The following is a 23,972-nucleotide window of genomic DNA, read 5'->3' as shown; positions in this document are numbered from 1 at the left end:
GGGCCGCGATTCGGAGATTCGCAGCTCACGAGGGGGTGACTACAGGTGCGCAGAGCAAAGGGGCCGCGGTCAGACCATGGCGATCGTGGCGGCTACCTCTTCCACCAGTTCACGGGCCAGGAAGCCGGTGCGGCCGTGGCGGGGGATCAGGCGCTGGCCACTGACCGCGTGTGCGTACGCGCCCCAGCACGCCGCCTGGGCCGGCTCGGCGCCACGGCCCAGCAGGCCGGCGATGATGCCGGCCAGAACGTCGCCGCTGCCCGAGGTGCCCAGGCCGGCGTCGCCGCTCTCGTCGCGCCAGATACGGCCGTCGGGGGCGGCGATGTGGCTGTGCAACGAGACGACGGCCTGGCGCTGGGCCGCCACGGCCTGGGCGGCGGCCGACAGGTCGTCGCCGGGGTCGTGACCCAGCAGGTGGGCGGCCTCCGTCGTGTTGGGCGTGAGGACCACGCGCTGGGGGCGGCCGGACAGCAGGTCGGGGTCGTTGCTGATGGCGCCCAGGGCGTACGCGTCCAGGACCACGGCCGCGTTCTTGTCGGCCACATCCAGCAGGTCGCCGATCAGGCGGGACGTCTGCTCGATGTCGTCGAGACCGGGGCCGATGGCCAGGACGTCGGCCTCCTCGGCCAGTTCGCGCAGCTCGGCGGGCAGGTCGTCGTCGGCGCCGGGCAGGCTGACCACCTTGGCCTCGGGGACGGTGATGCTCAGGGCCGCGGCGATCCCGCCGTCGACGGCCAGCTGGAGGCGGCCGGCCCCGGCGCGCAGGGCCGACTCACCGGCCAGCAGGACCGCGCCGGGGGTGAAGCGGGAGCCGCCGACCACGAGGACCGTGCCCCGGGACTTCTTGCCGCCCTGCGGGGCGGGCAGCGGCCACTCGCGCAGCAGCCGGCGGGTGATCACCTGTACATCAGGACGGCTCGGCATTGACGTTCTCCTGACGCGTCGGGGCGGCGCCGGCCTGGTGCAGGTGCTCGACGTGGTTGAACAGTTCCGGTTCGAGCCGGTCGCCGAGGCGGCGCCAGCTGCTGATCGAACAGTTGGCCACGGTCGTGTCGTGGGCGACGGCCATCAATTCAGCCTCGCTCAGGCCCTCGGCCAGGTAGCGGACGAGCAGCACGATCGCCTCGTGGCCGAACAGCACGACCCGGGCCCCGGGGTGGTCCTCGCGGACCTCACGGAGCAGCGCGCGCAGCCGGAGCAGCACGTCGGCCCAGGACTCGCCGCCGGGCGGCCGGTAGTAGAACTTGCCCAGCCGGGCCCGCCGGGCCGCCTCGGCGGGCAGCCGTTCGCGGACGCCGTGGCCGGTCAGCAGGTCGAGCACCCCGAGCTCACGGTCGCGCAGCCGTTCGTCGACCTCCATGGGTACGCCCGTCCCGGCCAGCGCCGTCTCGGCCGTCTGCCGGGTGCGGAGGTACGGCGAAACGATCGCCAGGTCCGGGGGCCGCTCGGCCAGCCATCGCCCGACCGCCGCCGCCTGTTCGCGCCCGTGATCGGACAGCGGCACGTCGGCGTCCCGCTCGGGGATGTCGATCGACTCCCGCCCGCCGTTCTCCGCCCGCTCGGCGATGACGTTGCCGGTGCTCTGCCCATGCCGTACGACGCCCAGCCATCGCAGTCGCTCGACCTTCACCCAGTCGCCCCTTTCGCCACTCGCGATCCCTCGGGCGATGCGTATTTGTGCTCAGAGCAAGGCGCCTTGCTCTGAGCACAAATACGCATCGCCGGGACGTTGGTTACCCACGGGCGCCCGAATAATCCGGATGTCCTCCGCCGGCGGTCGCGGCAACCAGCGGGACGGGCCGCCTGGCGCGCGGAGCGGGGACGGGACCGTGGTGTGCCCGTACCCGTCAAAGGGGTTGAATGAGCCGGCTCCAGAAGGTGACCGTGGGGCGGGGCGGTTCGCCGGCGGCGCCGGGGCCGAGGCCGAACTCGCGGTGCAGGAAATCCTCGAGGTCGTTGCCGTAGCAGATGACGTCGGTCTGGTAGATCGACAGGACCGGGTGGCCGCTCGTGCCCTTGCCGGCCGGCAGGTAGCGGTGCGCATAGAGCGGGATCATGCGGGGCGCGGTGAACAGGCCGGCGCGCGCCGCGTTGAGTGCCGCCTCGCCGGCCGGTGGGCGCGGGCCCCAGCCGTCGTACCAGAAGTCGTTCTGCGCGACGTCGAACAGGACGCCCTCGACCGGCAGGGCCAGGCGCTCGCGCAGGGCGGACCGGTCGCCGTCGCGCCAGTCCGGCCAGCCGCGTCCGAAGGGCAGACCGGCGGCCAGGAATGCGCGATGATCGTCGGCGAAGGAGAAGCCGAACTCGTCCTCGACGGCGGACAGCTCGGCCTCGGTCAGACCGGGGCGGACGGGAAAGCGGCCCGAGGCGGCCAGCAGATCGGCGGCGGTCACTGGGTCAGCCTATCGATACGGCGGACGGTGCAGTCCATACTCCGGATGGAGGACGTCGAAGTGACCGCGAGCGGACGACGCGGCCGGACCCGGGTCGTCCATACCTTCGGGGACATGCGAAGACTCGAACTGATAGCGGCGGTACTGACCTTGATCGGCGTGCCCGTGGGGATGGCGCTGACCGGCGGAACCGTCGAAGGTGTCATGACCGGGACGCTGGCCGTCACGCTGGCGCTCCTGGTCCTGTTCGCGCGGCGGTGGCCGCTCGTCATCACGATCGTGTCGGTGCTGTGCGTGGCCGGCCAGCGCGGCTCGGACCTGCTCGGCGCCGGCTGGGCGTGGCCCGCCACGGCGGCGTTCGTGCTGCTGGTGCTCGACGGACGGTTGCGCGCGGCGATCATCACGGCGGGGGCCACGCTGGTGTACGGCCTGCAGTGGGACGCGTTCGTCGACCTGGAACACGGCCAGGGCTGGGCGGTCACGCACGTGGGGGCGGAGGCGCTCTACCTGGCCGCGGTGCTGGCGGCGGCCACCGCGTACCGCAACAACGTGCGCTGGCGGTCCGAGCTGACCGCCCGGCTGGCCGCCGACGAGCACGAGCGGGAGCAGACGGCCCGCCGCCGGCGCGCCGAGGAACGCGTGGAGATCGCCCGTGACCTGCACGATGTCGTCTCGCACACGCTGGCCGTGGTCGGCGTGCACCTGAACGTGGCGATCGACGCCTTCGACGACGACCGGGCCGAGGCGCGTCAGGCGCTGCGGCTGGCCCAGGAGGTTCGCAACCGGGCCATGCTCGACCTGCGCGCCCTGGTCGAAGTGCTGCGGGACGGTTCGTGGACGGACCAGCCGGCCGGTGAGCTGAGCGGGCTGGAACGACTCGCCGAACAGGTGCGCGGCGCGGGCCTCGAGGTGTCGGTGACCGAGGATGGTGACCGGCAGGATGTGCCAGCGCCGGTGGCCACCGCGGTCTACCGGGTGGTGCAGGAGGCGCTGACCAACACGGTGCGGCACGCCGGCGCGGATTCCATCGCGGTGCGTTTGCATTACCGGCCGACGGAGGTGCGGGTCGAGGTGATCGATGACGGGCGAGGCTCGGCCGGGCCGGAAGGCGCCGGCCACGGCATCGCGGGAATGCGGGAGCGGGTGGCCGCGCTGGGCGGTTCGCTCACGATCGCGTCCGAGCACGGATTCGCGGTACGGGCGACGATCCCGATGAGCAGATGACCATCAACGTCCTGCTCGCCGACGATCAGCAGCTGGTCCGGGCCGGATTCCGCAGCCTGCTCAAGCGCGACCGGGAGATCACCGTGGTCGGCGAGGCGTCCACCGGGGACGAGGCGGTGCGGACGGCCCGGGCCACACGGCCCGACGTGGTGCTGATGGACATCCGGATGCCGGGGCTGGACGGCATCGAGGCCACCCGGCGGATCGTCGCCGACCCCGATCTGCGGGACTGCCGGGTGATCATCCTGACCACGTTCGAGACCGACGAGTACGTGTTCGCGGCGCTGCAGGCCGGGGCCAGTGGCTTCCTGACCAAGGAGGTCGACCCGGAGGGGCTGCGGCACGCGGTGCGGGTGGTGGCGGCGGGGGAGGCCCTGCTGTCACCGTCGGTCACCCGGCGGGTGGTGTCGCGGTTCGGGCACCTGAAGTCGGCCCGCGAGCCCGGCGCCCGGCTCGCGGTGCTGACCGCCCGGGAGCTGGAGGTGGTCCGGCTGGTCGCGACCGGACTGTCCAACGAGCAGATCGCGGCCGAACTGGTGATCAGCCCGCTGACGGCGAAGACCCACATCACCCGGTCGATCGCCAAACTCGGCGTCCGGGACCGGGTGCAGATGGTCATCCTGGCCTACGAGGACGGGCTGGTGACACCCGGCTGACATCGATGTCAGCCAGAGCTTGTGCATCGACGTCGGTGACGGTCAGGATGTGTCGGGTGTGTTAACCCGCCCCACACATTCCACCGAGGAGACCGCATGCAACCGGCTCGACGGGTCGCCGTCATGGCGTCCTTAGCGCTGGTGGCTTCCCTTGCCACCGGCAGCCCGGCGCACGCCGCCGGCCCACCCTTCGCCTCGTCCTTCGAGACCGGCGACCCGCAGCCGACCTGGTCCGACACGGTGGACACCGGCTCCGACGGCCCGCACGCGAGCGGCGTCTCCGGTCCGGTGCGCTCCGGCCCGCCCGGCAGCCTGCGCGACAGCGTCATCGTGATCACCGCCAACGCCCAGCCGAACTCCAGCGAGGGCGTGAACAACCTCAACGACGGCGACTCACAGACCAAGTGGCTGGTGGACACGCCGACGAGCTGGGCCCAGTACACGCTGGACGGCCCGGCGCGGGCGATCAAGTACACGATGACCTCGGCCAACGACGCGGCCGAACGGGACCCGCGGGACTGGCAGATCCTCGGCTCGAACAACGGCACCGACTGGACGACCGTGGACTCGCGGACCGGCCAGACCTTCAGCGACCGGTTCGTGACCAACGCGTACGAGATCGCGAACCCGGGCTCGTTCTCGATCTACCGGCTGAACATCACCGGCCACCCGTCCGGCAGCCTGACCCAGCTCGCCGACTGGGAACTCAACGACGGCACCACCTCGGAGCCGCCGCCGAACATGACCAGCCACATCGGCGCCGGACCGAACTCGTCGCCGACGGCCAAGACCGGCGTCGGCTACTCCGGGCTGCGGGCGTTCCAGATCGCCGGGCGGCACACCGCGGCCGGGCGGGCGTACTCGTACAACAAGGTCTTCGACGTCGACCTGCCCGTCACCGCCGACACCGAACTGTCCTACCTGGTGTTCCCCGAGTTCACCAAGGACGACCTGAGCAACCCGGCCACGTACACCGCGGTCGACCTGGCCTTCACCGACGGGACCTACCTGTCCCAGCTGAACGCCGTCGACCAGCACGGCGTCAAGGTCAGCCCGACCGCGCAGGGCGAGTCGAAGACGCTCTACACCCAGCAGTGGAACAAGCGGACCGCGCGCGTCGGGGCGGTCGCCGAGGGCAAGACAGTCGACCGGATCCTGATCGGCTACGACAAACCGGCCGGTCCGGCCCAGTTCAAGGCCTGGTTCGACGACATCAGCCTGGCCTCGGTGCCGGCCGCCCAGCCCAAGGACCACCTGTCCGACCACGTCGACACCCGGCGCGGCACCAACTCGTCCGGTGACTTCTCGCGCGGCAACAACTTCCCGGCCACCGCGGTCCCGCACGGCTTCAACTTCTGGACGCCGGTGACCAACGCCGGCACGACCAGCTGGCTGTACGAATATCACCGGGACAACAACGCCGGCAACCGGCCCACCATCGAGGCGTTCGCGGCCAGCCACGAGCCCAGCCCGTGGATGGGTGACCGGCAGACGTTCCAGGTCATGCCCTCGGCCGGGGACGGCACGCCGAACGCCGACCGGGCCGCCCGGGCGCTCGCCTTCGGCCACGAGAACGAGGTGGCCAAGCCGTACGGCTACGACGTCACCTTCGACAACGGCATGAAGACGTCGTTCGCACCGACCGACCACGCCGCGATCTTCGACTTCACGTTCACCGGCAACAGCTCCAACCTGATCCTGGACAACGTCGACGGCGACGCCGGCCTGACCATCGACGCCGCCGGCCGGTCGTTCTCCGGCTGGTCGGACGTCAACAGCGGCGGCGGCTCGGCCGGCTTCTCCCGGCTGTTCGTGTACGGCACGGTCGACGCCCCGGTCACCGCCGGCGGCATGCTGACCAGCGGCAACCGGCCGTCCACGGGCTACCTCAAGTTCGACACCAGCACCGACAAGACGGTGACCATGCGCATCGCGACGTCGCTGCTCAGCGTGGACCAGGCGAAGAAGAACCTGGCCCTGGAGCTCGCCGGCGACGCCACCGTCGCGTCGGTCAGCGCGGCCGCCCGGGCGCTGTGGGACCAGAAGATGCACATCGTCGAGGTCGAGGGCGCGTCCGAGGACCAGCTGACCACGCTCTACTCGAACCTGTACCGGCTGTTCCTCTACCCGAACTCGGCCTACGAGAACACCGGCACCGCGGCGAACCCGGTCTACAAGCACGCGGTCCAGTCGTCCACGACCACCCCGCCGAGCACGCCGACCGAGACCGGGGCTCAGGTCAAGGACGGCAAGGTGTACGTCAACAACGGCTTCTGGGACACCTATCGCACCACCTGGCCGGCCTACTCGTTGTTCACGCCCTCGGATGCCGGTGAGATGGCGGACGGGTTCGTGCAGCAGTACAAGGACGGCGGATGGATCTCGCGCTGGTCGGCGCCCGGCTACGCGGACCTGATGGTCGGCACCAGCTCGGACGTCGCCTTCGCGGACGCGGCCGGCAAGGGCATCCAGTTCGACCAGGAAGCGGCGTACCAGGCGGCCCTGAAGAACGCCACTGTCACCCCGCCGAACAGCAACGTCGGCCGCAAGGGCCTGGCCACGTCGATCTTCAAGGGCTACACGCCGTACGACACCACCGGCGAGGCGCTGTCCTGGGCGATGGACGGCTACATCAACGACTTCGGCATCGCCAACATGGCGGCGCAGCTCGGGCACACGGAGGAGGCGGAGTACTTCCGCAACCGGGCCCTGAACTACGTCAACATGTTCGACCCGTCGGTCGGCTTCTTCCAGGGCCGCAACTCGGCCGGCGGCTTCCGGCTCGGGCCGCAGCAGTACGACCCCGAGGTGTGGGGCTACGACTACACCGAGACCGACGGCTGGAACATGGCCTTCCACGTCCCGCAGGACGGGCAGGGCCTGGCCAACCTCTACGGCGGGCAGGCTGGGCTGGCCAAGAAGCTGGACTCGTTCTTCAGCACGCCGGAGACGGCCACCAAGCGCGGCTCGTACAACTCGGTCATTCACGAGATGCTCGAGGCGCGGGACGTGCGGATGGGCCAGTACGGCCACAGCAACCAGCCGTCGCACCACATCATCTACATGTACGACTACGCCGGTCAGCCCCACAAGACGCAGAAGCTGGTCCGCGAGGCGCTGTCTCGGCTCTACCTGGGCAGCGAGATCGGCCAGGGCTACCCCGGCGACGAGGACAACGGCGAGATGAGCGCCTGGCAGGTGTTCGGTGCGCTCGGCTTCTACCCGTTGCAGATGGGCAAGCCAGCGTACGCGATCGGCTCGCCGCTCTTCACCAAGGCCACGGTCAACCTGGAGAACGGCAAGAAGATCGTCGTCAACGCGCCTTCGAACTCGGCGACCAACGTCTACGTGCAATCGCTGAAGGTCAACGGCGCCTCGTACGACTCCACCTCGTTGCCGCATTCTCTGCTGGCCAACGGCGCGACGCTGGACTTCGACATGGGCCCCCAGCCGTCGTCGTGGGGCACGTCCGGCCCGCCGCAGTCGCTCACCTCGGGTGATGCGGTGGCCGACCCGCTGCGTGACCTGACCGGCCCCGGCAAGGGCACCGCGTCCGAGCCCACCTTGGTCGACGACACCACCGCCACCCGGGCCTCCTTGGCCGGCAACGCGTGGCAGTACCAGTTCGCCTCGGGCGGCGAGCAGGCCTCGTTCTACACGCTGACGTCCGGCCCCACCGAGGGCGCCGACCCGACGGCGTGGAAGCTGCGTGGCTCCTACGACGGCACCACGTGGACGACGCTGGACGAGCGCGGCGCCCAGAAGTTCGACTGGCGCCTGCAGACCCGCCCGTTCAAGATCACCCACCCCGGCACCTACGCCTACTACCGCCTGGAGGTGTCCTCGGGCGCGAACACAACCTTGTCCGAGATCGAACTCCTCGGTAAGCCCAAGCCGGCCTGCACCACCACCATCGGTGACAAGGTGGTCGGCGGCTTCACCGTGAAGTCCGGCGTAACCTGCCTGACCGCCGGAGCCACGGTCAACGGCACGATCACCGTGAAGGACGGCGCTTCCCTCTACACCAACGGCGCGACGATCAAGGGCGACGTCACGGCCACCAACGCCGGCACGCTCTCCATCCTGAACAGCACGATCACCGGCGCCGTCAAGGCCGTCGACTCGGGCCCGGTCAGCGTGGAGAACTCGGTAGTCCGCGGTTCGGTAACCATCCGGCGCAACAACACCGCGACGGTCCTGGCCGCCAACCGCATCACGGGCTCGTTGACCTGCTCCGGCAACGATCCGGCCCCGGTCGACAACGGCCTGCCCAACCGGGTCACCGGCTCCAAACAGGGCCAGTGCGCAAAGCTGTGATCGTTTGAGAGCAAGGGGGCGCCGCTCAGTCTTCTGAGCGGCGCCCTCTTTTTCCAGGTACGGGCACACCTCAGTCCCGTCCCCACTCCGCCCGCTTCGTGCGCGTCCGGGCCGTGCCGCGCGCGCCGGGCATGTGTGGTTGGTCGCGCCTTTGCTCTGAGCACACATATGCATCACTTGGAAACCGGCGGTATCCGACACGCCGCCCATCAAGGCGATGCGTATGTGTGCTCAGAGCAAGGGGCGTGGTGATGCGTGCTTGTGCTCAGAGCAAGGGGCGTGGTGATGCGTGCTTGTGCTCAGAGCAAGGGGCGTGGTGATGCGTATTTGTGCTCAGAGCAAAGGGGCCGCGGCGGGACCCTTGGTGGGGGCGTGTTCGCTCTGGGTGCCGGATCGGTCACGACCGCTGGGCGCGGCACGGTTTGGGCGGGTCGCTGAGCGGGCGGAGTGGGGGACGGAGGGTTTGGTGTGCCTAGGGCGGCGGTCGTGGTGATCAGGCTGCCCGGGAGCGGAACGCGTCGCTTGATGTCGTCTGGGGACGCTCGCGTGCCCCAAACCGAAGCGCTTACGCCGGCTTTTTCTGGTTTTTGCGCCGTTTGCCCTCGTGCATGGCGGCCACGCGAGCGATCGGGATGGTGTGGCCCTCCTCGACCAGGGACTTGTCGAGGGGCTGGGGTGGGGGCATGAGGTCGGACCACGGGTCGCGGTCGGCCAGGTGATCGAGCGCGTTCTTGATGGTGAAGTCGGCGGGGGTCACACCGTCCAGGTCGGACCATGACAGGGGGAAGGAGATGGGGGCGCCGGGGCGGATGCGCGGGCTGTAAGCCGCCGCCACGGTGGCGCCGCCGGCTCGGGTGGAGTCCAGGAAGACCTTGCCGTGGCGGTCGTCGCGGATGAAAGCCGTTGTCGCGATGGACGGGTCGAGGCGTTCGGCTCGGGCGGCTGTCGCGCGGGTCGCGGCGGCCACGTCCTCGATGGGGACGTCGTCGGTGAGGGGTACGAAGATGTGCAAGCCCTTGGAGCCGCTGGTCTTCACCGCGTGGCCCAGGCCGGCGTCGTCCAGGACCCGGCGGACCAGCTGCGCGGCGTCGACCACCTGGGTGAAGGCGCCGCCCTCGGGTGGGTCGAGGTCCATGATCAGGTGGGTCGGGTGGTGGCTGCCGGCCAGCATCAAGGCCGGGTGGTATTCGATGGCGCGCTGGTTGCCGAACCACAGCAGGGTGCGGATGTCGTTGCAGAGGGCGTAGGACACCTCGCGGTGCGACGCCTCGGCCCACACCGATGTGCGCTCGACCCAGTCGGGCGTGTACTTCGGCAGGTTCTTCTGGACGAAGGCGTCCTGGCCGCGCAGCACGCGGGTGACAGTGAGCGGGCGGTCGGTCAGGACCGGCAGGATGCGGTCGCTCATCGCGTCGAGGTAGTCGATCAGGTCGCGCTTGGTCGCCCCGGCCTCGGGGAAGATCTCCTGTTCGAGGTTGGTCAGGGTGACGCCGTGGCGTTCCATGTCACGCCCACCCGGCGATGGCCAGCGCGGGGAAGACCATGACCAGGGTCAGGACGATGTACGCGCTGCCGAGGCGGCCCTGATGGTTGCTGACGGCCATCACCGCGGCCACGAACGGCAGCAGGATGGCGATCAGCGCGGCCGCGTAGCGTTCGGCGCCGGCCGGGCCGGGGCTGGCCAGGCTCCAGCCCAGCAGCAGGGCCAGCGTCACCAGCCAGGCCAGAGTGACCGCGGTGACCCGGAGCGCCACCTCGGTGCGCCGGACCACGTCGCGGCGGGGTTCGATCTTCGACTGGGCCACCCGCATGGCGAACCCGGACTGCTGCTCGTCCACCGTCGTCACGGGTTCAGCCTAGGGCCGCCGGCGCCTGTCCGCTCGGTTCGTAATCAGTCCGCGACCAGCACGTCCGCGACGACCACGGCCACGTTGTCGGGGGCGCCGTGGGTGTGGGCGAGTTCGATCAGGCGGTCGGCGGCGGTTCCGGGGTCGCCGCCGGGCAGGGCGGCCGCCAATTCGGCCGGCGGCACGTGCGCCCACAGGCCGTCCGAGCAGAGCAGATAGCGGTCACCGGCGAGCATCGCGCGCTGCCCGAGGTCGAGGTCGTCGTCGGCGGTGGCCCCGAGCGCACGGAGCAGGACCGGGCGCTTGGGGTGGTCGGCGGCGTCGCCGGGGCCGATCTTGCCGGAGTCGACCAGGGTCTGTACGTACGAGTGGTCCTGGGTCAGCCGGGCCAGTTCCTCGTTGCGCAGCAGGTACGCCCGGGTGTCGCCGATGTGGGCCAGCAGCAGTCTGTCGCCCGAGCGGACCAGCGCGGTGAGCGTGGTGGCGGGCCCGCCCATCGCCTTGATCGTCCGGCTCGCGGCGGCGATCCGGGTGGCCAGGTCGCCGTCGCCGGAGCGGACCGCCGCCACCGCCGCGGCGGACGCCTCGTGGCCGTTGGGCAGCCCGCCCAGGCCGTCGGCGACCGCCAGCACGGTGTCGTCGGCGTACGCGGCATCCTCGTTGGTCGTCCGCACCAAACCGATCGCGGTCCGCGCGGCTGACTTCAGTCCCAGCGTGGTCATGGTTGTCTCCCTACCGGTCAGCAGATCGACGAGGAGGCCGGCCTCGTGGGCGCGGGCCGCGGCGTCCGCCTCCACGCCCGTCCGGAACTCCGCCACCACCGCCGCGGCCTCGGCCGGTGGCAGGTCGCACACCTCGCGGATGCGGGCCAGCGGCATGTCGACGCGGCGCAGGCGGGCGATCAGCCGGGCCCGGCCGAGCTGCTCGTGGGTGTAGAACCGGTACCCGTTGGCGGCGTCGACCGCGGCCGGCCGGAGCAGCCCCTGCTCGTCGTACAGGCGCAGCGCCTTGGGGGTCAGCCCGGCGGCGCGCGCGAACCCGCCGATGGTCAGCAGCTCCACTCGTACCCTCCTCGTGCCGATCTTCTGACCGGCACAAGCAACCTTGGGTCTTTCCCCAGGGGAAAGGTCAAGCGGCAACCGGCTTCGCCTGTTGCCCCCCAATGGTGGGCACGCTGACCACACGGCTCCTCTTCTTGCGGGGGAAGGGCGAGAGCCGTGGCTTGCGACGCGCGGCGATGTCCTCGACCCAGCCCAGGCTCAGCACGGCCACGATGAGCAGCGTGATGGCGATGCTGAAGTCGGCCAGGTCCTCGGCGAACTGGGTCGGGATCTCCCACAGCTTCAGCGGGTCGAAGAGCACCACCGCGATCGTGATCGCCACGTTGTGCCACAGATAGATGGTGACGGCCCGGTTGTTGACCATCGACACGAACCCGTCCAGCGGCCGCACCTTGGCCAGCCACGCCATGTTCGGCGACCAGCGCATCAGGGCCAGGACGAAACCGATCGAGAAGATCGCGTACGCCAGGGGGATGCCGACCAGGTCGAAGCCGCTGTCCTCGGGGTGGGTGAACGCCCAGGCCAGCGCCCCGCCGACGCAGGCGACGGCCAGCGGGTAGACGTAGCGTTTGCCGACCCGCCTGAGGTCGCCCTCGCGGTGTGCGAAGCCGAGCATCCAGCAGGTGGCGTACGCGAGCACGTTCTGCACCACCTCGCCGGCCTGCTGCCCGAACGTGTCGGGCCGGATTGTGAACACCGCCAGCAACGCCAGCGGCAGCAGCAGTGTGGCGATCCGCGCCCGGCGGTAGAGCTTGAGCAGCAGCGGCGAGAGGAGCACCAGCCAGAGGTACGTGACGAGATACCACAACACGCCGGCGGCGGGGAACCCGAACTCGGATGACGGGGGCTGCGCCACGGGCACGACCCAGAGCAGCAGCGACCACCGCGCATGATCCTCCCAGCCCAGCCGGAGCATCAGCGGCACCAGGATCAGGCCCATGGCCCACAACGCGGGCAGTAGCCGGCGAACCCGGTTGCGGATGGTCCGCGACACCGACCGGTCGAGCGACTTGACCATGAGCGAACCGCCCAGGGCGAACATCACGCCCATCGACGGAAAGACCAGCTCGAGAGCGGCGAACGGGAAGGCGTGGAACACCACTACCCGGATCATGGCCAATGCACGCAGAGTATCGAAGTACCGATCTCTGCTGGCGGCCTTAATGCTCGGCATGGCGCTCCTAGCTGCTCTTTTCTCGGAACCTGCTCTGGGCAGCAATCACCGAACGTAGTTGCTTTCGCCGTCATGCGCCGCTGTCCGAACGGACAGAGGACGGGGACCGGACAGATCACGGCGGATGATCCGGTCCGACATCGATGTCATACTGTCCGCCATGTCCGCCGTGCGCCGCCCCACGCTCACGCAGGTGGCGTCGTTGGCCGGGGTCAGCCTGAAAACGGCGTCCCGGGCGCTGAACCGTGAGCCGAACGTCGCCGAGGACACCGGGCAGCGCGTCCGTGAGGCGGCTGACCTGCTCGGCTACCGCCTCAACGGGATCGCCCGGGAGCTGCGCCGGGGCGCGACCTCGGCCCTGGTCGGGCTGATCAGCGGTGACCTCGCCAACCCGTTCTACTCGGCCGTGGCCAGCGGCATCGAGCGCGAGCTGCGCCAGCACGGCCTGCAGCTGATCACCGCCAACACCGACGAGGACGCGGAGCTCGAGCGCAGCCTGGTCGACGCGTTCCTGGAACGCCGGGTGCGGGCGATGCTGGTGGTGCCCAGCGCCGAGCGGCACGACCACCTGGCCGCCGAGGGCGCGGGCGGGGTCCCGTTCGTCTTCCTGGACCGGCCGCCCGAGGGTCTCGAGGCCGACGTCGCGCTGATCGACAACCTCGGCGGGGCCCGGGCGGCGGGCGAGCACCTGCTGGCCGGCGGGCACCGGCGCATCGCCCTGGTCTCCGACCTGGCCCGCAAGGCGCCGCAGCGAAACCGCATCGAGGGTTTCGTGCAGGCGATGACCGCGGCCGGCAACTCCGACTGGTTCTTGAAGACCGACGTCCATGACGTACGCCGGGCCGAGGACGTCGTCCGGGATCTGCTGGCGTCGGCCGAGCCGCCGACCGCGATCTTCACCACCAACAACCGGCTGACCACTGGTGCTTTGCGTGCGTTCCGTGATCACTCCGGGGCGCCGCCGGCGCTGATCGGTTTTGACGACTTCGACCTGGCTGACGTACTCGGCATCACCGTCGTCGCCCACGACATGGTGGCTCTGGGGCGCGAGGCCGCACGCCTCGCCTACGCCCGGATCAGCGGCTACGACGGTCCCGCGCAGACGGTCGTCATCTCGACGACGGTCGTCCCTCGTGGATCGGGTGAGCGTCCGCCCGCATAGCGTCACGTTACGTTGCGGAAACGATGGCGCAATCACCCTTGACGATGTTCGGTGTTGAGCGGCAGTGTGCGACCGGTTGTCTTTGACAACGATGTCAAATAACGAGCTTGGGGGACATATGCGCTTCACGCGGGCCGCGGTTGCGGCTGTCGGCATAGCCGCCCTGTTGACCACCGCCGCGTGCGGCAGCGGTGACGACAGCGGCGGAACCGGATCGACCAAGGTCGAGGTGTTCACCTGGTGGGCGGACGGCGGTGAGAAGGCCGGTCTGGACGGCCTGGTCAGCGCGTTCGGCACCGCCTGCGCCGGGCAGACCTTCGAGAACGGCGCGGTGGCCGGTGGCGCCGGCGCCAACGCCAAGTCGGTGCTCGCCTCGCGGCTGCAGCAGAACACGCCGCCGGACACGTTCCAGGCCCACGCCGGTGCCGAGCTGCTCGACTACATCGACGCCGGACAGGTCGAGGACATCAGCGCCGACTACGACAGCTGGGGACTCAAGAAGGCCTTCCCGCAGGGCCTGATCGACAACCTCACCGTCGACGGCAAGATCTACTCGGTGCCGGCGAACATCCACCGCGCCAACGTGGTGTGGAGCAACAAGAAGGTCACTACCGCGGCCGGCATCACCGCCGACCCGAAGGACCTCAACGAGTTCTTCGCCGCCCTGGACAAGCTGAAGGCCAAGGGCGTCACGCCGCTGGCCGTCGGCAAGGACTGGACCCAGCTCATGCTGTTCGAGTCGGTCCTGATCACCGACCTGGGCCCGGAGAAGTTCACCGGCCTGTGGAACGGCACCACCCCGTGGAACGACCCGGGCGTCACCAAGGGCATCGCGGACTTCAAGAAGCTCCTGTCGTACACCAACAAGGATCGTGACGCTCTCGACTGGACCGACGCCGAGAAGCAGATCATGGACGGCAAGGCCGGCTACCAGCTGATGGGTGACTGGGAGGCCGCCGACCTCGACGCCAAGGGCTTCAAGGACTACGCCTGGTTCACCTTCCCGGGCAACGGCACCACCTTCCAGTGGCTGGCCGACTCGTTCGTGCTGCCCAAGGGGGCCAAGAACCCCGAGGGCACCAAGTGCTGGCTGAAGACCGTCGGCTCGGCCGAGGGCCAGAAGGCGTTCAACACCAAGAAGGGCTCGATCCCGGCCCGTACCGACGCGTCGCCCGCCGACTACCCCAAGTACCAGCAGGCCGCCATGGCCGACTGGAAGTCCGCCAAGCCGGTGCCGTCGTGCGCCCACGGCTCGGCGTGCTCGCAGGGCTGGCAGGGTGCCGCGAACTCGGCGCTCGGCGCGTACAGCACCAACCAGGACGACGCCGCCCTGACCAAGGCGCTGACCGCGGCGGCCGAGCAGTTCGGCAAGAAGAAGTAACTGTCGCGTAGCAACGCGTGGGACGGCCGAGGCCGTCCCACGCGTGTACCTGAGGAGCTCCGATGCGCCGCATGCGGCAATGGGGGCCGGGACTCGTTCTGCTGTCCCCGTCCCTGATCCTGCTGGCCGTCTTCGTGTACGGCCTGATCGCCTGGACCGCGAAGGTCTCGCTGTCCGACGAGCACAACGCCCGCGGCTCGAAGGGGTTCGTCGGGCTGGAGAACTACGTCAACCTGTTCACCAAGGACATCAACGACCGGTTCCTGCACTCGCTGAAGAACCTGCTGCTCTTCACGGTGGTGTTCCTGGTCGGCACGATGCTGCTGGGCCTGCTGTGGGCGTTCCTGCTGGAGCGCGGGGTCCGGGGCGAGGGCTTCTTCCGTACGGTCTACCTGTTCCCGATGGCCGTCAGCTTCGTCGCGTCCGGTGTGGTGTGGCGCTGGCTGATGAACCCCGCCGACGGCGGCCTGAACGCCGTGTTCGACGGCTTCGGCCTCGGATTCCTGCAGAACACCTGGTGGACCAACCCCGACTGGGGCATGGCGGCGATGGCGTTGCCGGCCGTCTGGCAGTTGAGCGGGTACGTGATGGCACTGTTCCTGGCCGGCTTCCGTGGCATCCCCGCGGAGTTGCGCGAGGCGGCGGCCATGGACGGGGCGAGCACCTACCGCCTCTATCGCAATGTCATCTTCCCGCAGCTGACGCCGGTCGCCCTGTCCGCGCTGATCATCCTCGGCCACATGTCGATGAAGATGTTCGACCTGATCATGAGCGTGTCCGGCGCGCAGTGGCTGTCCGAGGTGCCCGCCGTCTACGTCTGGCAGGCGCTGCTGACCAGCGACTACTCCAAGGCCGCAGCGATCTCGATCATCCTGCTGCTGCTGGTGGCCGTCGTCATCGTGCCGTACCTGATCTACACCAACCGGGCGGAGAAGAACCGATGACCACTGTCGCTTCCGCGCCTCCCACCGGCCTCGAGGCTCCTTCCTCCGCGCCTCGTCGTCGTTCGTCCTCCGGCGTCGGCCCGGTGATCAAGTACGCCCTGGCCATCCTTTTCGTGCTGGTCGTGCTGATGCCGGCGTACGTGCTGATCGTGACGTCGTTCAAGGCGGGCAACGAGATCGGCGTGACCGGCCAGTGGAACCTGCCGTCGACGTGGACGTTCGCGTCGTGGGGCAAGGCGTGGACCGCTCTGCAGCCGGCCTTCTTCCGTACGTTCGAACTGGCCGTTCCCGTGGCGCTGATCTCGTCGCTGATCGGGGCGGCGAACGGTTTCGTGCTGGCCCGGTGGCGTTTCCCTGGCGCCGACGTCGTCTTCACGATGATCCTGTTCGGCATGTTCATCCCGTACCAGGCGGTGATGATCCCGCTGCGCGAGATCGTGACGAACATCAACCTGCAGCCCGGCATCCCCACGCTGATCTTTGTGCACTGCATCTACGGCATTCCGATTTGTACGCTGATCTTCCGGAACTACTACGCCACCACGGTGCCCGAGGACCTGATCGAGGCCGGCCGCATGGACGGCGCCGGCCTGCTGCGCACCTTCTGGTCGATCATCCTGCCGATCTCCATCCCCGGCTTCGTGGTCACCATCATCTGGCAGTTCACCAGCGCCTGGAACGACTACCTGTTCGCGATCTTCCTCTCCAACACCCGCAACGGCCCGATCACGATCGCGTTGAACGCACTGGCCGGGGCGCAGAGCCCCGACTACGCCGCCTCGATGGCCGGCGCCCTGATCACGTCCCTGCCCACCCTGCTGGTGTACGTGCTCCTGGGCCGCTGGTTCATCGGCGGTCTGATGGCCGGCTCAGTCAAGAGCTGAGCCCCCCAGCGGCGCCGCCTACTCACCCAGTCAGGCGGCGCCGCTCCCGTTCCCTCCGCTGTTCGCGCCTCGCCCGCTGGCCTTGCCTGCTTCCCGCCCGATTGCCTCGCCTGCCCGCTTCTCTTTTTGTGTCAGCGATCGGCCAGCCCCGCGACGTAGGCGCCCGCAACCTTCTTAGGCACCACCATCCGCCAGGCGTCGATCACCAACTCCTCCATGAGGGTCTGATCGAGCTCACCCATCCACGCCTGCACCCACTGAAAGCGCATGTTGACCGCGTCCGGCAGATGAAACACCCGGGGCGCGGAGGCCACGAGAGCGGCCCGTTCCTCCCGCGGAAACCCGAACCCCATGACGGTCTCATCCCGCGAGAACGCCACATACACAATCTTTCCCACCCGAAACTTCACCCTGTCTCGGATCAGGTGTTCCGCACTCCGGGGCAGCCGCCGCGCGACCTCCCGCACGTCCTCAACCGTCACCATGCGAGGACGCTATCCCCGGGGTACGACAATCCCGCGCCGTCGTTTCCTCAGGACGACCGAGGCCTCGGCACATGCCCGCGCGGCTCGTCCTCCTCCTCGTCCGGCTTGATCGTCCCCGGCACTTTCGCCCGAGCCACCCGATCGGCCGGCAGCCGATAGGTCGAGGCCCGGACAAGCTCATCCGGTACGTAGTGCCGCCCCCGCCGCCCCACCCGAGGCTCACCGTCGTCGTTCGCGTCGGCCCCCTCACCTGCGTCACGCACGACCGGCGCGAAGAACGCCACCGATCGCTCCTCCTCTTCGGACGGCTCCGCCTGGTGCCGGTGTCCGGTCGCCCCCTTGTCCTCTCCGCGTGGTTCCCCCTGACACCGGCCGGCCTCGTCCTCGAACTGTTCGTGTTGTCCCCTGTGCCGCTGCCCGAGCGGCATGCCGACAGCTGGCTCGGCCACAGGAGCCAGATGCGCGGAGTCCTCCTCAGCCGAACGAACCGACCGGCCTCGATCCCCGAGTTCGCCAGCACGCTCCCGCGCCGACATCGCCGCATGATCTGCCGCCAGTCCCCGCCCGAGCGCAGCACCGGAGTGCGACCCGTAACCCGCCCCACCGAACCTCACCGCCGGCGCCTCCGACCTCTGACCGCCGCCGAGCCGGGTGGTCGGGTCGTCACTCAGGTCTCCGCCCCCGCCAGCCGGCGTGTTTGTCGCACCGTGCGCTGCGTTTGCGGGCGCCGGTGGGCTTGGCCGCGAAGGCGCGGCGGCCGGTGCGGGCAGACCTGTGAGAGCGGATGGAGATACGGGCGCGACGGGGTCCGTGGCCAGCGTGGGCGGGGTGGAAGCTGGGGCTGGCGAGTGGGGTGCGATGGCCGTCGTCTGCGGGGCCGGGCCTGGTGCGGGCGTGATGGGGGTCAACGCCGGCGCGCGTGTGACGACCGAGGCGCTGGCCTGGGCCGCAGCCGGGACGGACGTTGCTGCCGGCGGCGTTTCCGTCGCGGCGGGCGTGGTGGCCGGCTTGGGCGGGGAGGCGATGCGCGCGGCCATGCTGAACGTGCTCTCGGTGGCCGCGTCGTAGCCCTCGCGATAGGCCTCCTCCCGTTCTCCGGCACCGCGTTGCCACTGCTGGTAGCGACCGGCGGCGTAGCCCGCGAGCGCGAAGAGGACAGCGAGGATCGACGACACGAGGGGGGCGGTCATTCCCCGATTCTGGCGATAAGTATCGACTGAGAGCTATGGCCCGTTTGATTTACCCCGATCGTGTAAGGATCAACTGTCGGGCTCCCTGCGCGGCGGAGCGATCGTGCCTGCCAGTGCCGTGGGTGGCGTCGCTGTAGGGGCAGAACTGGTGGGCGGCCGGGACTACGACTTCCTGGCTCGCGTCGTGAGAGCGGGTCATGAGCTGGGGATGTCGGCGGTGAGGGCGCGGGCGCAGGCGATGACTTCGGCGGTGAAGAGGGCGGGCTGTTCGAAGGCGGCGAAGTGGCCACCGCGAGGAGGTTCGCTCCAGTAGCGGATGTTGGTGAAGCGGCGTTCCGCCCAGCGGCGGGACGGCCGCGGGTTCTCCTTCGGGAAGATCGAGCAGCCGGTCGGAACGTCGATGCTGTCGGCGACGCCGCCGCGGAAGCGGCTCTGCACGGAGGCGAAGCTCTCGGCATAGAGCCGGGCGGCCGACGCTCCCGTGCCGGGCAGCCAGTAGTGCATGAGGTTGTCGATCAACTCGTCGCGGGTGAGGACGCTTTGCAGGTCGCCGTCGCAGTCGGTCCACGCCTGGAACTTCTCGATGATCCAGGCGCACAGCAGCGCGGGCGAGTCGACCAGGCCATAGCCGATGGTCTGTGGCCGGGTCGACTGTTCCAGCGAGTAGCCGTCGCCGATGCTCGCCGAGGTCAGCGCGGCCGCGGCGGCCTGCTCGGCGGGAGTGCGGTCGCCGGCGGTCGCCGGATCGGGCGGCGCCAGGGGCGGCATCAGGTGCAGCCCGATCACCCGGTCGGGCCGGCGTTTGCCGATCTCGGTGCTGATGCTGGTGCCCCAGTCGTGGCCCTGCGCGATGAACCAGCCATATCCGAGCCGTGTCATCAGCTCGGTCCACGCGTCGGCGATCCGTTCCACCGTCCAGCCGCGCCCGGCCGGCCGATCGCTGAAGCCGTAGCCGGGCAACGACGGGCACACCACGTGGAAATGCTCGCTGAGCGGACCCAGCACCTTTTCGAACTCGATCACCGAGCCCGGCCAGCCGTGAGTCATGATCAGCGGGATCGCGTCCGGCCGGGCCGACCGCACGTGCCAGAAATGGATCCCGAGGCCGCCGATCGTCGTGCGGAACTGAGGCACCGCGGCCAGCCGCGCCTCGGTGGCCCGCCAGTCGTACTCGTCGGCCCAGTAGCGGCAGAGTTCACGCACGTAGTCCAGCGGCGGCCCCTGCCCCCACCCAGGCGCGGTGGCCGGCTCGGGCCAGCGGGTCCAGCGCAGCCGGTTGCGCAACTCGGCGATCCGGTCGTTGCTGATCCGCAGGCGAAACGGCTCGATAGTCGTCATGCCGGGCTCCGGGGCGGGCCGGCCGCGATCCGTTCGGTCATCTGGGCCATCCGGTCGTCCTCGTCACTCGGCTGCCCCCAGCGCGTCTCCAGCCACCATGTGCAACCCGCCTCCGCCAGCGGCCGCACCGTATCCCACCCGGCCCGGGCGTCGTCGGTCGGCGTCTCGCCCTCGGCCAGGATGTCGAGATCTGCCGGCGCTCCCCGCTCATCGAGCCAGGCGCGGGTCGCCCGAATCACCTCCGGCGTCTGCTCGTGGCCGGGAATCAGCCCGTCGCACCGGAGCACACGGCGCATCGACTTGGGCCGGGGCCATATCGCCGCCACCCAGATGGGGACCCGTGCCTGGACGGGCCGGGCGGCCCCGGGAAGATCGCCGGCATCGAACGCGTACCGGTAGTGCTCTCCCGCGGACCGTGCCTCACCCGCCCAGAGCGCGCGCATCAGATCGATGCCCTCGTCCATCATCTCGGCTCGGGTGCGCAGATCGGTCTCCTCGTCGGTCACCTGGGACTCCTTGATCACCGCGCCCACCCCGATGCCGAGGATCGCGCGGCCCCCGGAGAGCTGGTCGACGGTCGCGACCTGACTCGCGACCTTCCACGGGCGGCGCCACGGCAGCGGCGTGAGGATGGTGCCGAGGCGTACCCGAGTCGTCCGGACGGCCATCGCTGCGAGCAGACTCCACGCGTCGACGCCGTAGGTCGTCTCCCACACGAACACACCGTCCCACCCCGACCGCTCGGCCAGAATCGCCTGATCGAGCTGTCGCGCCGCGGTGCCGCCGGGAAGAACCACGCCGAAGCGCGTCGTCTGCTCTGTCATGACCTTGTCCTATCAGTCGGATCCGACAGTTTCCGGTCGCCAGGACGCGGATCGGCCCAGAAGTGCGAGGAACTCGACCTCGGGTGACGCGTCCGGTGGGACCGGGATGCCGGGGCCGAAGGCGGCGCCGGACCGGGTGCGGCTGCCGTCGTCGGGCACCTGGCGCGCGATCGGCAGGGCCGCGATGACCACCTCGGCCGGCGGTGACCAGGGCAGCTCCAGTGTGGCGGCGACATCCCACCAGTGGGCGAGGTAGTCGACCAGATGGAAGCTGACGGCCATGAAACCGGGCACCGGCTCCGGCCGGATCTCGGGCAGGTGGAACAGACGGTTCATCACACCCTCGCCCTCGAACGCCGAGAGCACGACGGCCGCGCTTACGGCGTACCCCTCGAGGGGTTGGGGATCTTGCCATCGCGGACGCCAGACCGCCTCATCCTGCCCGCGCCCGGCGGCGGCCGCGGCGAAGCCCTCATGTTGCGCGGTCATGTGGGCGAGCAGGGCCCGCAGGCTCCACCCCGCGCAGGGCGTCGGCCGGGCCAGGTCGTCGGGGGAAAGACGGTTCACCAGCTCGACGGTGGCTCGTACAGCGGTGGCATCGGCTCGGATCAGATCGATATGCATGTGCTTACGATCTACCTGAGCGTACGATCTGTCAACGGGTATCGTCTCGGCGTGACAAGCGACACGGATCGGCCCGATCTGGGCGCGATGGCGGCCCGGCTGGCGCGGCTGCTGATCACCCTGGAGCAGCCGATCCTGGCCGAGAACGACCTGTCGATGTGGGCGTATGTGGTGCTCACGGCGCTGCGCGACGAGCCGATGCGGACGCAGGCGGCGTTGGCCAAGGCGATCGGCGCGGACAAGACCCGGCTGATCCCGGTGCTCGACGACCTGCAGCGGCGCGGCCTGATCGAGCGCGAACCGGACCCGGCCGATCGGCGGGTCCGGCTACTGGCGCTCACGGATGCGGGCCGAGACGTTCATCGAGTCGTACGGGTGGCCATCCGCGCCGCCGAGCGAGGCCTCCTCGAAAAGTTATCCACAGGGGATGAGCAGGTATTTCTCCGCTGTCTCGAACACTTGTCGGAGGGAGGTGGTAAACCTGACGCCACCTGAGGGAGGTGCCCGGTGCGAGCGTCAGACCACGTCGAAGTTGGCCATCATCGCCATGTCCTCGTGCTCGAGGTTGTGGCAGTGCAGCATGTACTTGCCGCGGTGGCCGGCGAACTTCGCGAGTACCTCGACCGTTTCGTACGGTCGTACGTCCACGGTGTCCTTCCAGCCGCTCTCCCACGGCTCGGGCGACTGACCGGCCCTCGACAGCACCTGGAAATGGGCCAGGTGGAGATGCACCGGGTGATGGAAGTCGCTGGTGAACCGCCACAGCTCGACGGTGTCCAGGCGTGGCGCGGCCAGGCTGCCGGCGGGGTCGTAGAGCTGCCCGTTGACCGTCCACCGCCCTTCGTCGTAGCGGAAGTCGAACTGCCGCTCGGCGACCGCGTCCTTCCTGGCGAGCTGATCGACGGGGGTCAGCCGTTCCGGGATCCGAGTGTCGTCGGCGACCTTCCGCGCCACGACGAACCGCATCACCTCGCCGGTCGCGCCGGTACCGAAATCGTTGACCAGGGTGACCTCGGCACCGATCGGCAGGTCGCCGAAATCGACCACGACGTCGTGGCGCTCGCCCGGCGTCATGATGATCTCGTCGTGGCTGACCGGGGCCGGCAGCAGGCCGTCGTCGCTGCCGATCTGCACCATGGGCAGACGCCGGCCGTCGGGCGCGCGAAAGGCGAGCCGGTAACGACGGGCGTTGGAGGCATTGACCAGGCGTATCCGATACCGGGCCGTGTCCACCTCATGTCGCGGCCACGGCGCGCCGTTGACGAGGATCACATCGCCGAAGACGCCGGTGACGAACTCGCCGCGGGCGCCAGGCTGGTGCATCGCCATGTCGTGCGCGGGATAGGCGAACGAGCCGTCGGCGTCGAAGGACCGGTCGCAGATCAACAGCGGGAGGTCCCGCTCGTCGCGAGGCAGCGGCAGGGCCTCTTCCGCCGGGTCGGTGATCAGGAACAAGCCGGCCAGGCCGCGCCAGACCTGCGGTCCGGTGAAGTCCATCCGGTGATCGTGATACCAGAGCGTCGCCGCCCGCTGGTCGTTCGGGTATTGGTAGTCGCGGCTCGCCTCGTGCACGCGACCGCCCGGCGACGACGGCGGGGCGGGCGAGTAGCCACGGGGGACGGTCAGGTCGTTGGGGAACCCGTCGGAATCGGGCGGGTTGACGCCGCCGTGCAGGTGCGTCGACGTCGGCACCGGCAGTTCGTTGCGCATCGTCACGACCATCGGCCGTCCTGTCCGGGCACGCAGGGTCGGGCCCGGGAAGGTGCCGTCGTAACCCCAGATCCGGGTCTTCTGGCCGGGCACCAGCTCGACGTCGGCGGCCTTCTGGGTGAGCACGTAGTGATCGGCGTCGGCGGTCACCCGGACCGGCCGGGCGGTTGCCGGGATCGGCAACGGCCGGCTGAACCGCGGGGGCCGCACCTTGCTGGTGAGCAGGCGGCCCGTGCCCGGCCCGTCGGAGAGGCGTCCGCAGCCGGCCACGGCGGTCACCCCGGCGAGCGTCAGCAGGGTGCGCCGGTGCAGATTCATCGGGGCGTCCGATACATGCCGGTCCACCAGGCGAATCCGGTGATCAAACCCATGAGCGCGACACCGATCGGGATGTGCAGGCCGATCATGCGGGCGAAGCCGAACCAGTCCTGCACCGCGATCAGTAACCACACCACACTGGTGAGCACGATCGGCCACCACGGGCCGCGGCCCGGACGAACCAGCAGGACCGAGCCGGCCACGAGCAGGCCCGAGGTCACGAAGAGCACGATGCCGTTGGTGCTGTGCAGGCCGAGCAGCGAGACCTCCCCGGTGACGAATCCGCCGGCCAGAACCGCCTGCAACAGCACCTGGAGCACGACGAGGAAGGAAAGGCCGCGGAGCACACCGATCGGCCAGGAGGCAGGCCGGCGCCCAGACGGGGGCACGGGGTCGGTGGACAGGGTTGGGTCGTGGACGTTCTCGAGCACAGAGCCATC

Annotated in this window: 23 protein-coding genes; 9 read left to right on the top strand and 14 right to left on the bottom strand. The window is 69.7% G+C overall.

All coding sequences use genetic code 11. The annotated features are described in order from the left end of the window. Positions 1-69 precede the first annotated feature (69 nt). The 3 genes from ACGFIO_RS07810 to ACGFIO_RS07800 all read right to left on the bottom strand — a co-directional run bounded on the left by ACGFIO_RS07810 (position 70) and on the right by ACGFIO_RS07800 (position 2,393). On the bottom strand, positions 70-924 hold the full coding sequence (locus tag ACGFIO_RS07810; protein ID WP_392823472.1) for an NAD(P)H-hydrate dehydratase: 855 nt from the start codon (positions 922-924) through the stop codon (positions 70-72). After that, the gene (locus ACGFIO_RS07805) at positions 908-1,630 is read right to left on the bottom strand and encodes a histidine phosphatase family protein (protein ID WP_392823469.1); all 723 of its coding nucleotides are present in this window, start codon (positions 1,628-1,630) and stop codon (positions 908-910) included. Before ACGFIO_RS07805 ends, ACGFIO_RS07810 begins: the two co-directional genes overlap by 17 nt. Before the next feature lie 217 nt (positions 1,631-1,847). Beyond that, positions 1,848-2,393 (bottom strand): hypothetical protein, encoded by a 546-nt coding sequence (locus ACGFIO_RS07800; RefSeq protein ID WP_392823466.1) that lies wholly within the window; start codon positions 2,391-2,393, stop codon positions 1,848-1,850. Positions 2,394-2,507: 114 nt separating this feature from the next. Between ACGFIO_RS07800 and ACGFIO_RS07795 the strand changes: the two genes are divergently transcribed. From ACGFIO_RS07795 to ACGFIO_RS07785, 3 genes are all read left to right on the top strand, one after another. After that, positions 2,508-3,617 (top strand): sensor histidine kinase, encoded by a 1,110-nt coding sequence (locus tag ACGFIO_RS07795; RefSeq protein ID WP_392823463.1) that lies wholly within the window; start codon positions 2,508-2,510, stop codon positions 3,615-3,617. Then, positions 3,614-4,273, top strand: coding sequence for a response regulator (locus ACGFIO_RS07790; protein ID WP_392823460.1), 660 nt, complete (start codon positions 3,614-3,616; stop codon positions 4,271-4,273). Before ACGFIO_RS07795 ends, ACGFIO_RS07790 begins: the two co-directional genes overlap by 4 nt. 96 nt (positions 4,274-4,369) lie before the next feature. Further along, positions 4,370-8,590 carry a GH92 family glycosyl hydrolase gene (locus tag ACGFIO_RS07785; protein ID WP_392823457.1) on the top strand — a complete coding sequence of 1,407 codons (4,221 nt, stop codon included), beginning with the start codon at positions 4,370-4,372 and terminating at the stop codon, positions 8,588-8,590. A 565-nt stretch (positions 8,591-9,155) separates the two neighbouring features. On the opposite strand, the gene ligD is transcribed toward ACGFIO_RS07785, so the two are convergent. The 4 genes from ligD to ACGFIO_RS07765 all read right to left on the bottom strand — a co-directional run bounded on the left by ligD (position 9,156) and on the right by ACGFIO_RS07765 (position 12,672). Then, positions 9,156-10,094, bottom strand: coding sequence for a non-homologous end-joining DNA ligase (gene ligD, locus ACGFIO_RS07780; RefSeq protein ID WP_392823454.1), 939 nt, complete (start codon positions 10,092-10,094; stop codon positions 9,156-9,158). A gap of 1 nt (position 10,095) precedes the next feature. Next, a complete protein-coding gene (locus tag ACGFIO_RS07775; protein WP_392823451.1) occupies positions 10,096-10,437 on the bottom strand; it encodes a hypothetical protein in 342 nt (113 codons plus the stop codon). 44 nt (positions 10,438-10,481) lie between these two features. Beyond that, positions 10,482-11,498: a MerR family transcriptional regulator gene (locus ACGFIO_RS07770; protein ID WP_392823449.1), complete on the bottom strand. Its 1,017-nt coding sequence runs from the start codon at positions 11,496-11,498 to the stop codon at positions 10,482-10,484. A 67-nt stretch (positions 11,499-11,565) separates the two neighbouring features. Next, entirely contained in the window at positions 11,566-12,672 is a 1,107-nt protein-coding gene (locus ACGFIO_RS07765) for an acyltransferase family protein (RefSeq protein WP_392823446.1), read from the bottom strand. Between the two features lie 160 nt (positions 12,673-12,832). On the opposite strand from ACGFIO_RS07765, the gene ACGFIO_RS07760 reads away from it, so the two are divergent. From ACGFIO_RS07760 to ACGFIO_RS07745, 4 genes are all read left to right on the top strand, one after another. Further along, complete coding sequence (locus ACGFIO_RS07760; RefSeq protein ID WP_392823443.1) at positions 12,833-13,834, top strand: LacI family DNA-binding transcriptional regulator; 1,002 nt, start codon at positions 12,833-12,835, stop codon at positions 13,832-13,834. A gap of 118 nt (positions 13,835-13,952) precedes the next feature. Then, entirely contained in the window at positions 13,953-15,215 is a 1,263-nt protein-coding gene (locus ACGFIO_RS07755; protein ID WP_392823440.1) for an ABC transporter substrate-binding protein, read from the top strand. A 71-nt stretch (positions 15,216-15,286) separates the two neighbouring features. After that, positions 15,287-16,159: a carbohydrate ABC transporter permease gene (locus tag ACGFIO_RS07750; RefSeq protein WP_392824345.1), complete on the top strand. Its 873-nt coding sequence runs from the start codon at positions 15,287-15,289 to the stop codon at positions 16,157-16,159. Next, a complete protein-coding gene (locus tag ACGFIO_RS07745; protein WP_392823437.1) occupies positions 16,156-17,043 on the top strand; it encodes a carbohydrate ABC transporter permease in 888 nt (295 codons plus the stop codon). Before ACGFIO_RS07750 ends, ACGFIO_RS07745 begins: the two co-directional genes overlap by 4 nt. 131 nt (positions 17,044-17,174) lie before the next feature. Here the strand turns inward: ACGFIO_RS07745 and ACGFIO_RS07740 are convergent, their stop codons facing one another. After that, entirely contained in the window at positions 17,175-17,528 is a 354-nt protein-coding gene (locus ACGFIO_RS07740) for an MmcQ/YjbR family DNA-binding protein (protein WP_392823434.1), read from the bottom strand. Positions 17,529-17,575: 47 nt separating this feature from the next. After that, positions 17,576-17,812 carry a hypothetical protein gene (locus ACGFIO_RS07735; RefSeq protein WP_392823432.1) on the bottom strand — a complete coding sequence of 79 codons (237 nt, stop codon included), beginning with the start codon at positions 17,810-17,812 and terminating at the stop codon, positions 17,576-17,578. Between the two features lie 544 nt (positions 17,813-18,356). Here ACGFIO_RS07735 and ACGFIO_RS07730 point away from each other — a divergent pair. Then, entirely contained in the window at positions 18,357-18,596 is a 240-nt protein-coding gene (locus ACGFIO_RS07730) for a hypothetical protein (RefSeq protein WP_392823429.1), read from the top strand. 317 nt (positions 18,597-18,913) lie between these two features. Here ACGFIO_RS07730 and ACGFIO_RS07725 read toward each other — a convergent pair whose 3' ends face one another. The 3 genes from ACGFIO_RS07725 to ACGFIO_RS07715 are packed head-to-tail and all read right to left on the bottom strand — an operon-like array spanning position 18,914 to position 21,504. Further along, a complete protein-coding gene (locus tag ACGFIO_RS07725; protein ID WP_392823427.1) occupies positions 18,914-20,056 on the bottom strand; it encodes an epoxide hydrolase family protein in 1,143 nt (380 codons plus the stop codon). Beyond that, positions 20,053-20,880 carry an LLM class flavin-dependent oxidoreductase gene (locus tag ACGFIO_RS07720; RefSeq protein WP_392823424.1) on the bottom strand — a complete coding sequence of 276 codons (828 nt, stop codon included), beginning with the start codon at positions 20,878-20,880 and terminating at the stop codon, positions 20,053-20,055. Before ACGFIO_RS07720 ends, ACGFIO_RS07725 begins: the two co-directional genes overlap by 4 nt. 12 nt (positions 20,881-20,892) lie before the next feature. Further along, entirely contained in the window at positions 20,893-21,504 is a 612-nt protein-coding gene (locus tag ACGFIO_RS07715) for a TIGR03086 family metal-binding protein (protein WP_392823421.1), read from the bottom strand. Here ACGFIO_RS07715 and ACGFIO_RS07710 point away from each other — a divergent pair, their 5' ends adjacent. After that, the gene (locus ACGFIO_RS07710) at positions 21,505-21,999 is read left to right on the top strand and encodes a MarR family winged helix-turn-helix transcriptional regulator (RefSeq protein ID WP_392823420.1); all 495 of its coding nucleotides are present in this window, start codon (positions 21,505-21,507) and stop codon (positions 21,997-21,999) included. Positions 22,000-22,020: 21 nt separating this feature from the next. On the opposite strand, the gene ACGFIO_RS07705 is transcribed toward ACGFIO_RS07710, so the two are convergent. Further along, entirely contained in the window at positions 22,021-23,532 is a 1,512-nt protein-coding gene (locus ACGFIO_RS07705; RefSeq protein ID WP_392823417.1) for a multicopper oxidase family protein, read from the bottom strand. Further along, complete coding sequence (locus tag ACGFIO_RS07700) at positions 23,529-23,963, bottom strand: hypothetical protein (RefSeq protein ID WP_392823414.1); 435 nt, start codon at positions 23,961-23,963, stop codon at positions 23,529-23,531. The genes ACGFIO_RS07705 and ACGFIO_RS07700 overlap by 4 nt, the downstream gene beginning before the upstream one ends. Positions 23,964-23,972: the final 9 nt, after the last annotated feature.

Origin of the sequence: Actinoplanes sp. NPDC049265, assembly GCF_043197135.1 — a bacterium.
Lineage (GTDB): Bacteria > Actinomycetota > Actinomycetes > Mycobacteriales > Micromonosporaceae > Actinoplanes.
Note: the sequence above shows the minus strand (reverse complement) of the source record. Positions and strands in the feature narration are given on the sequence as shown.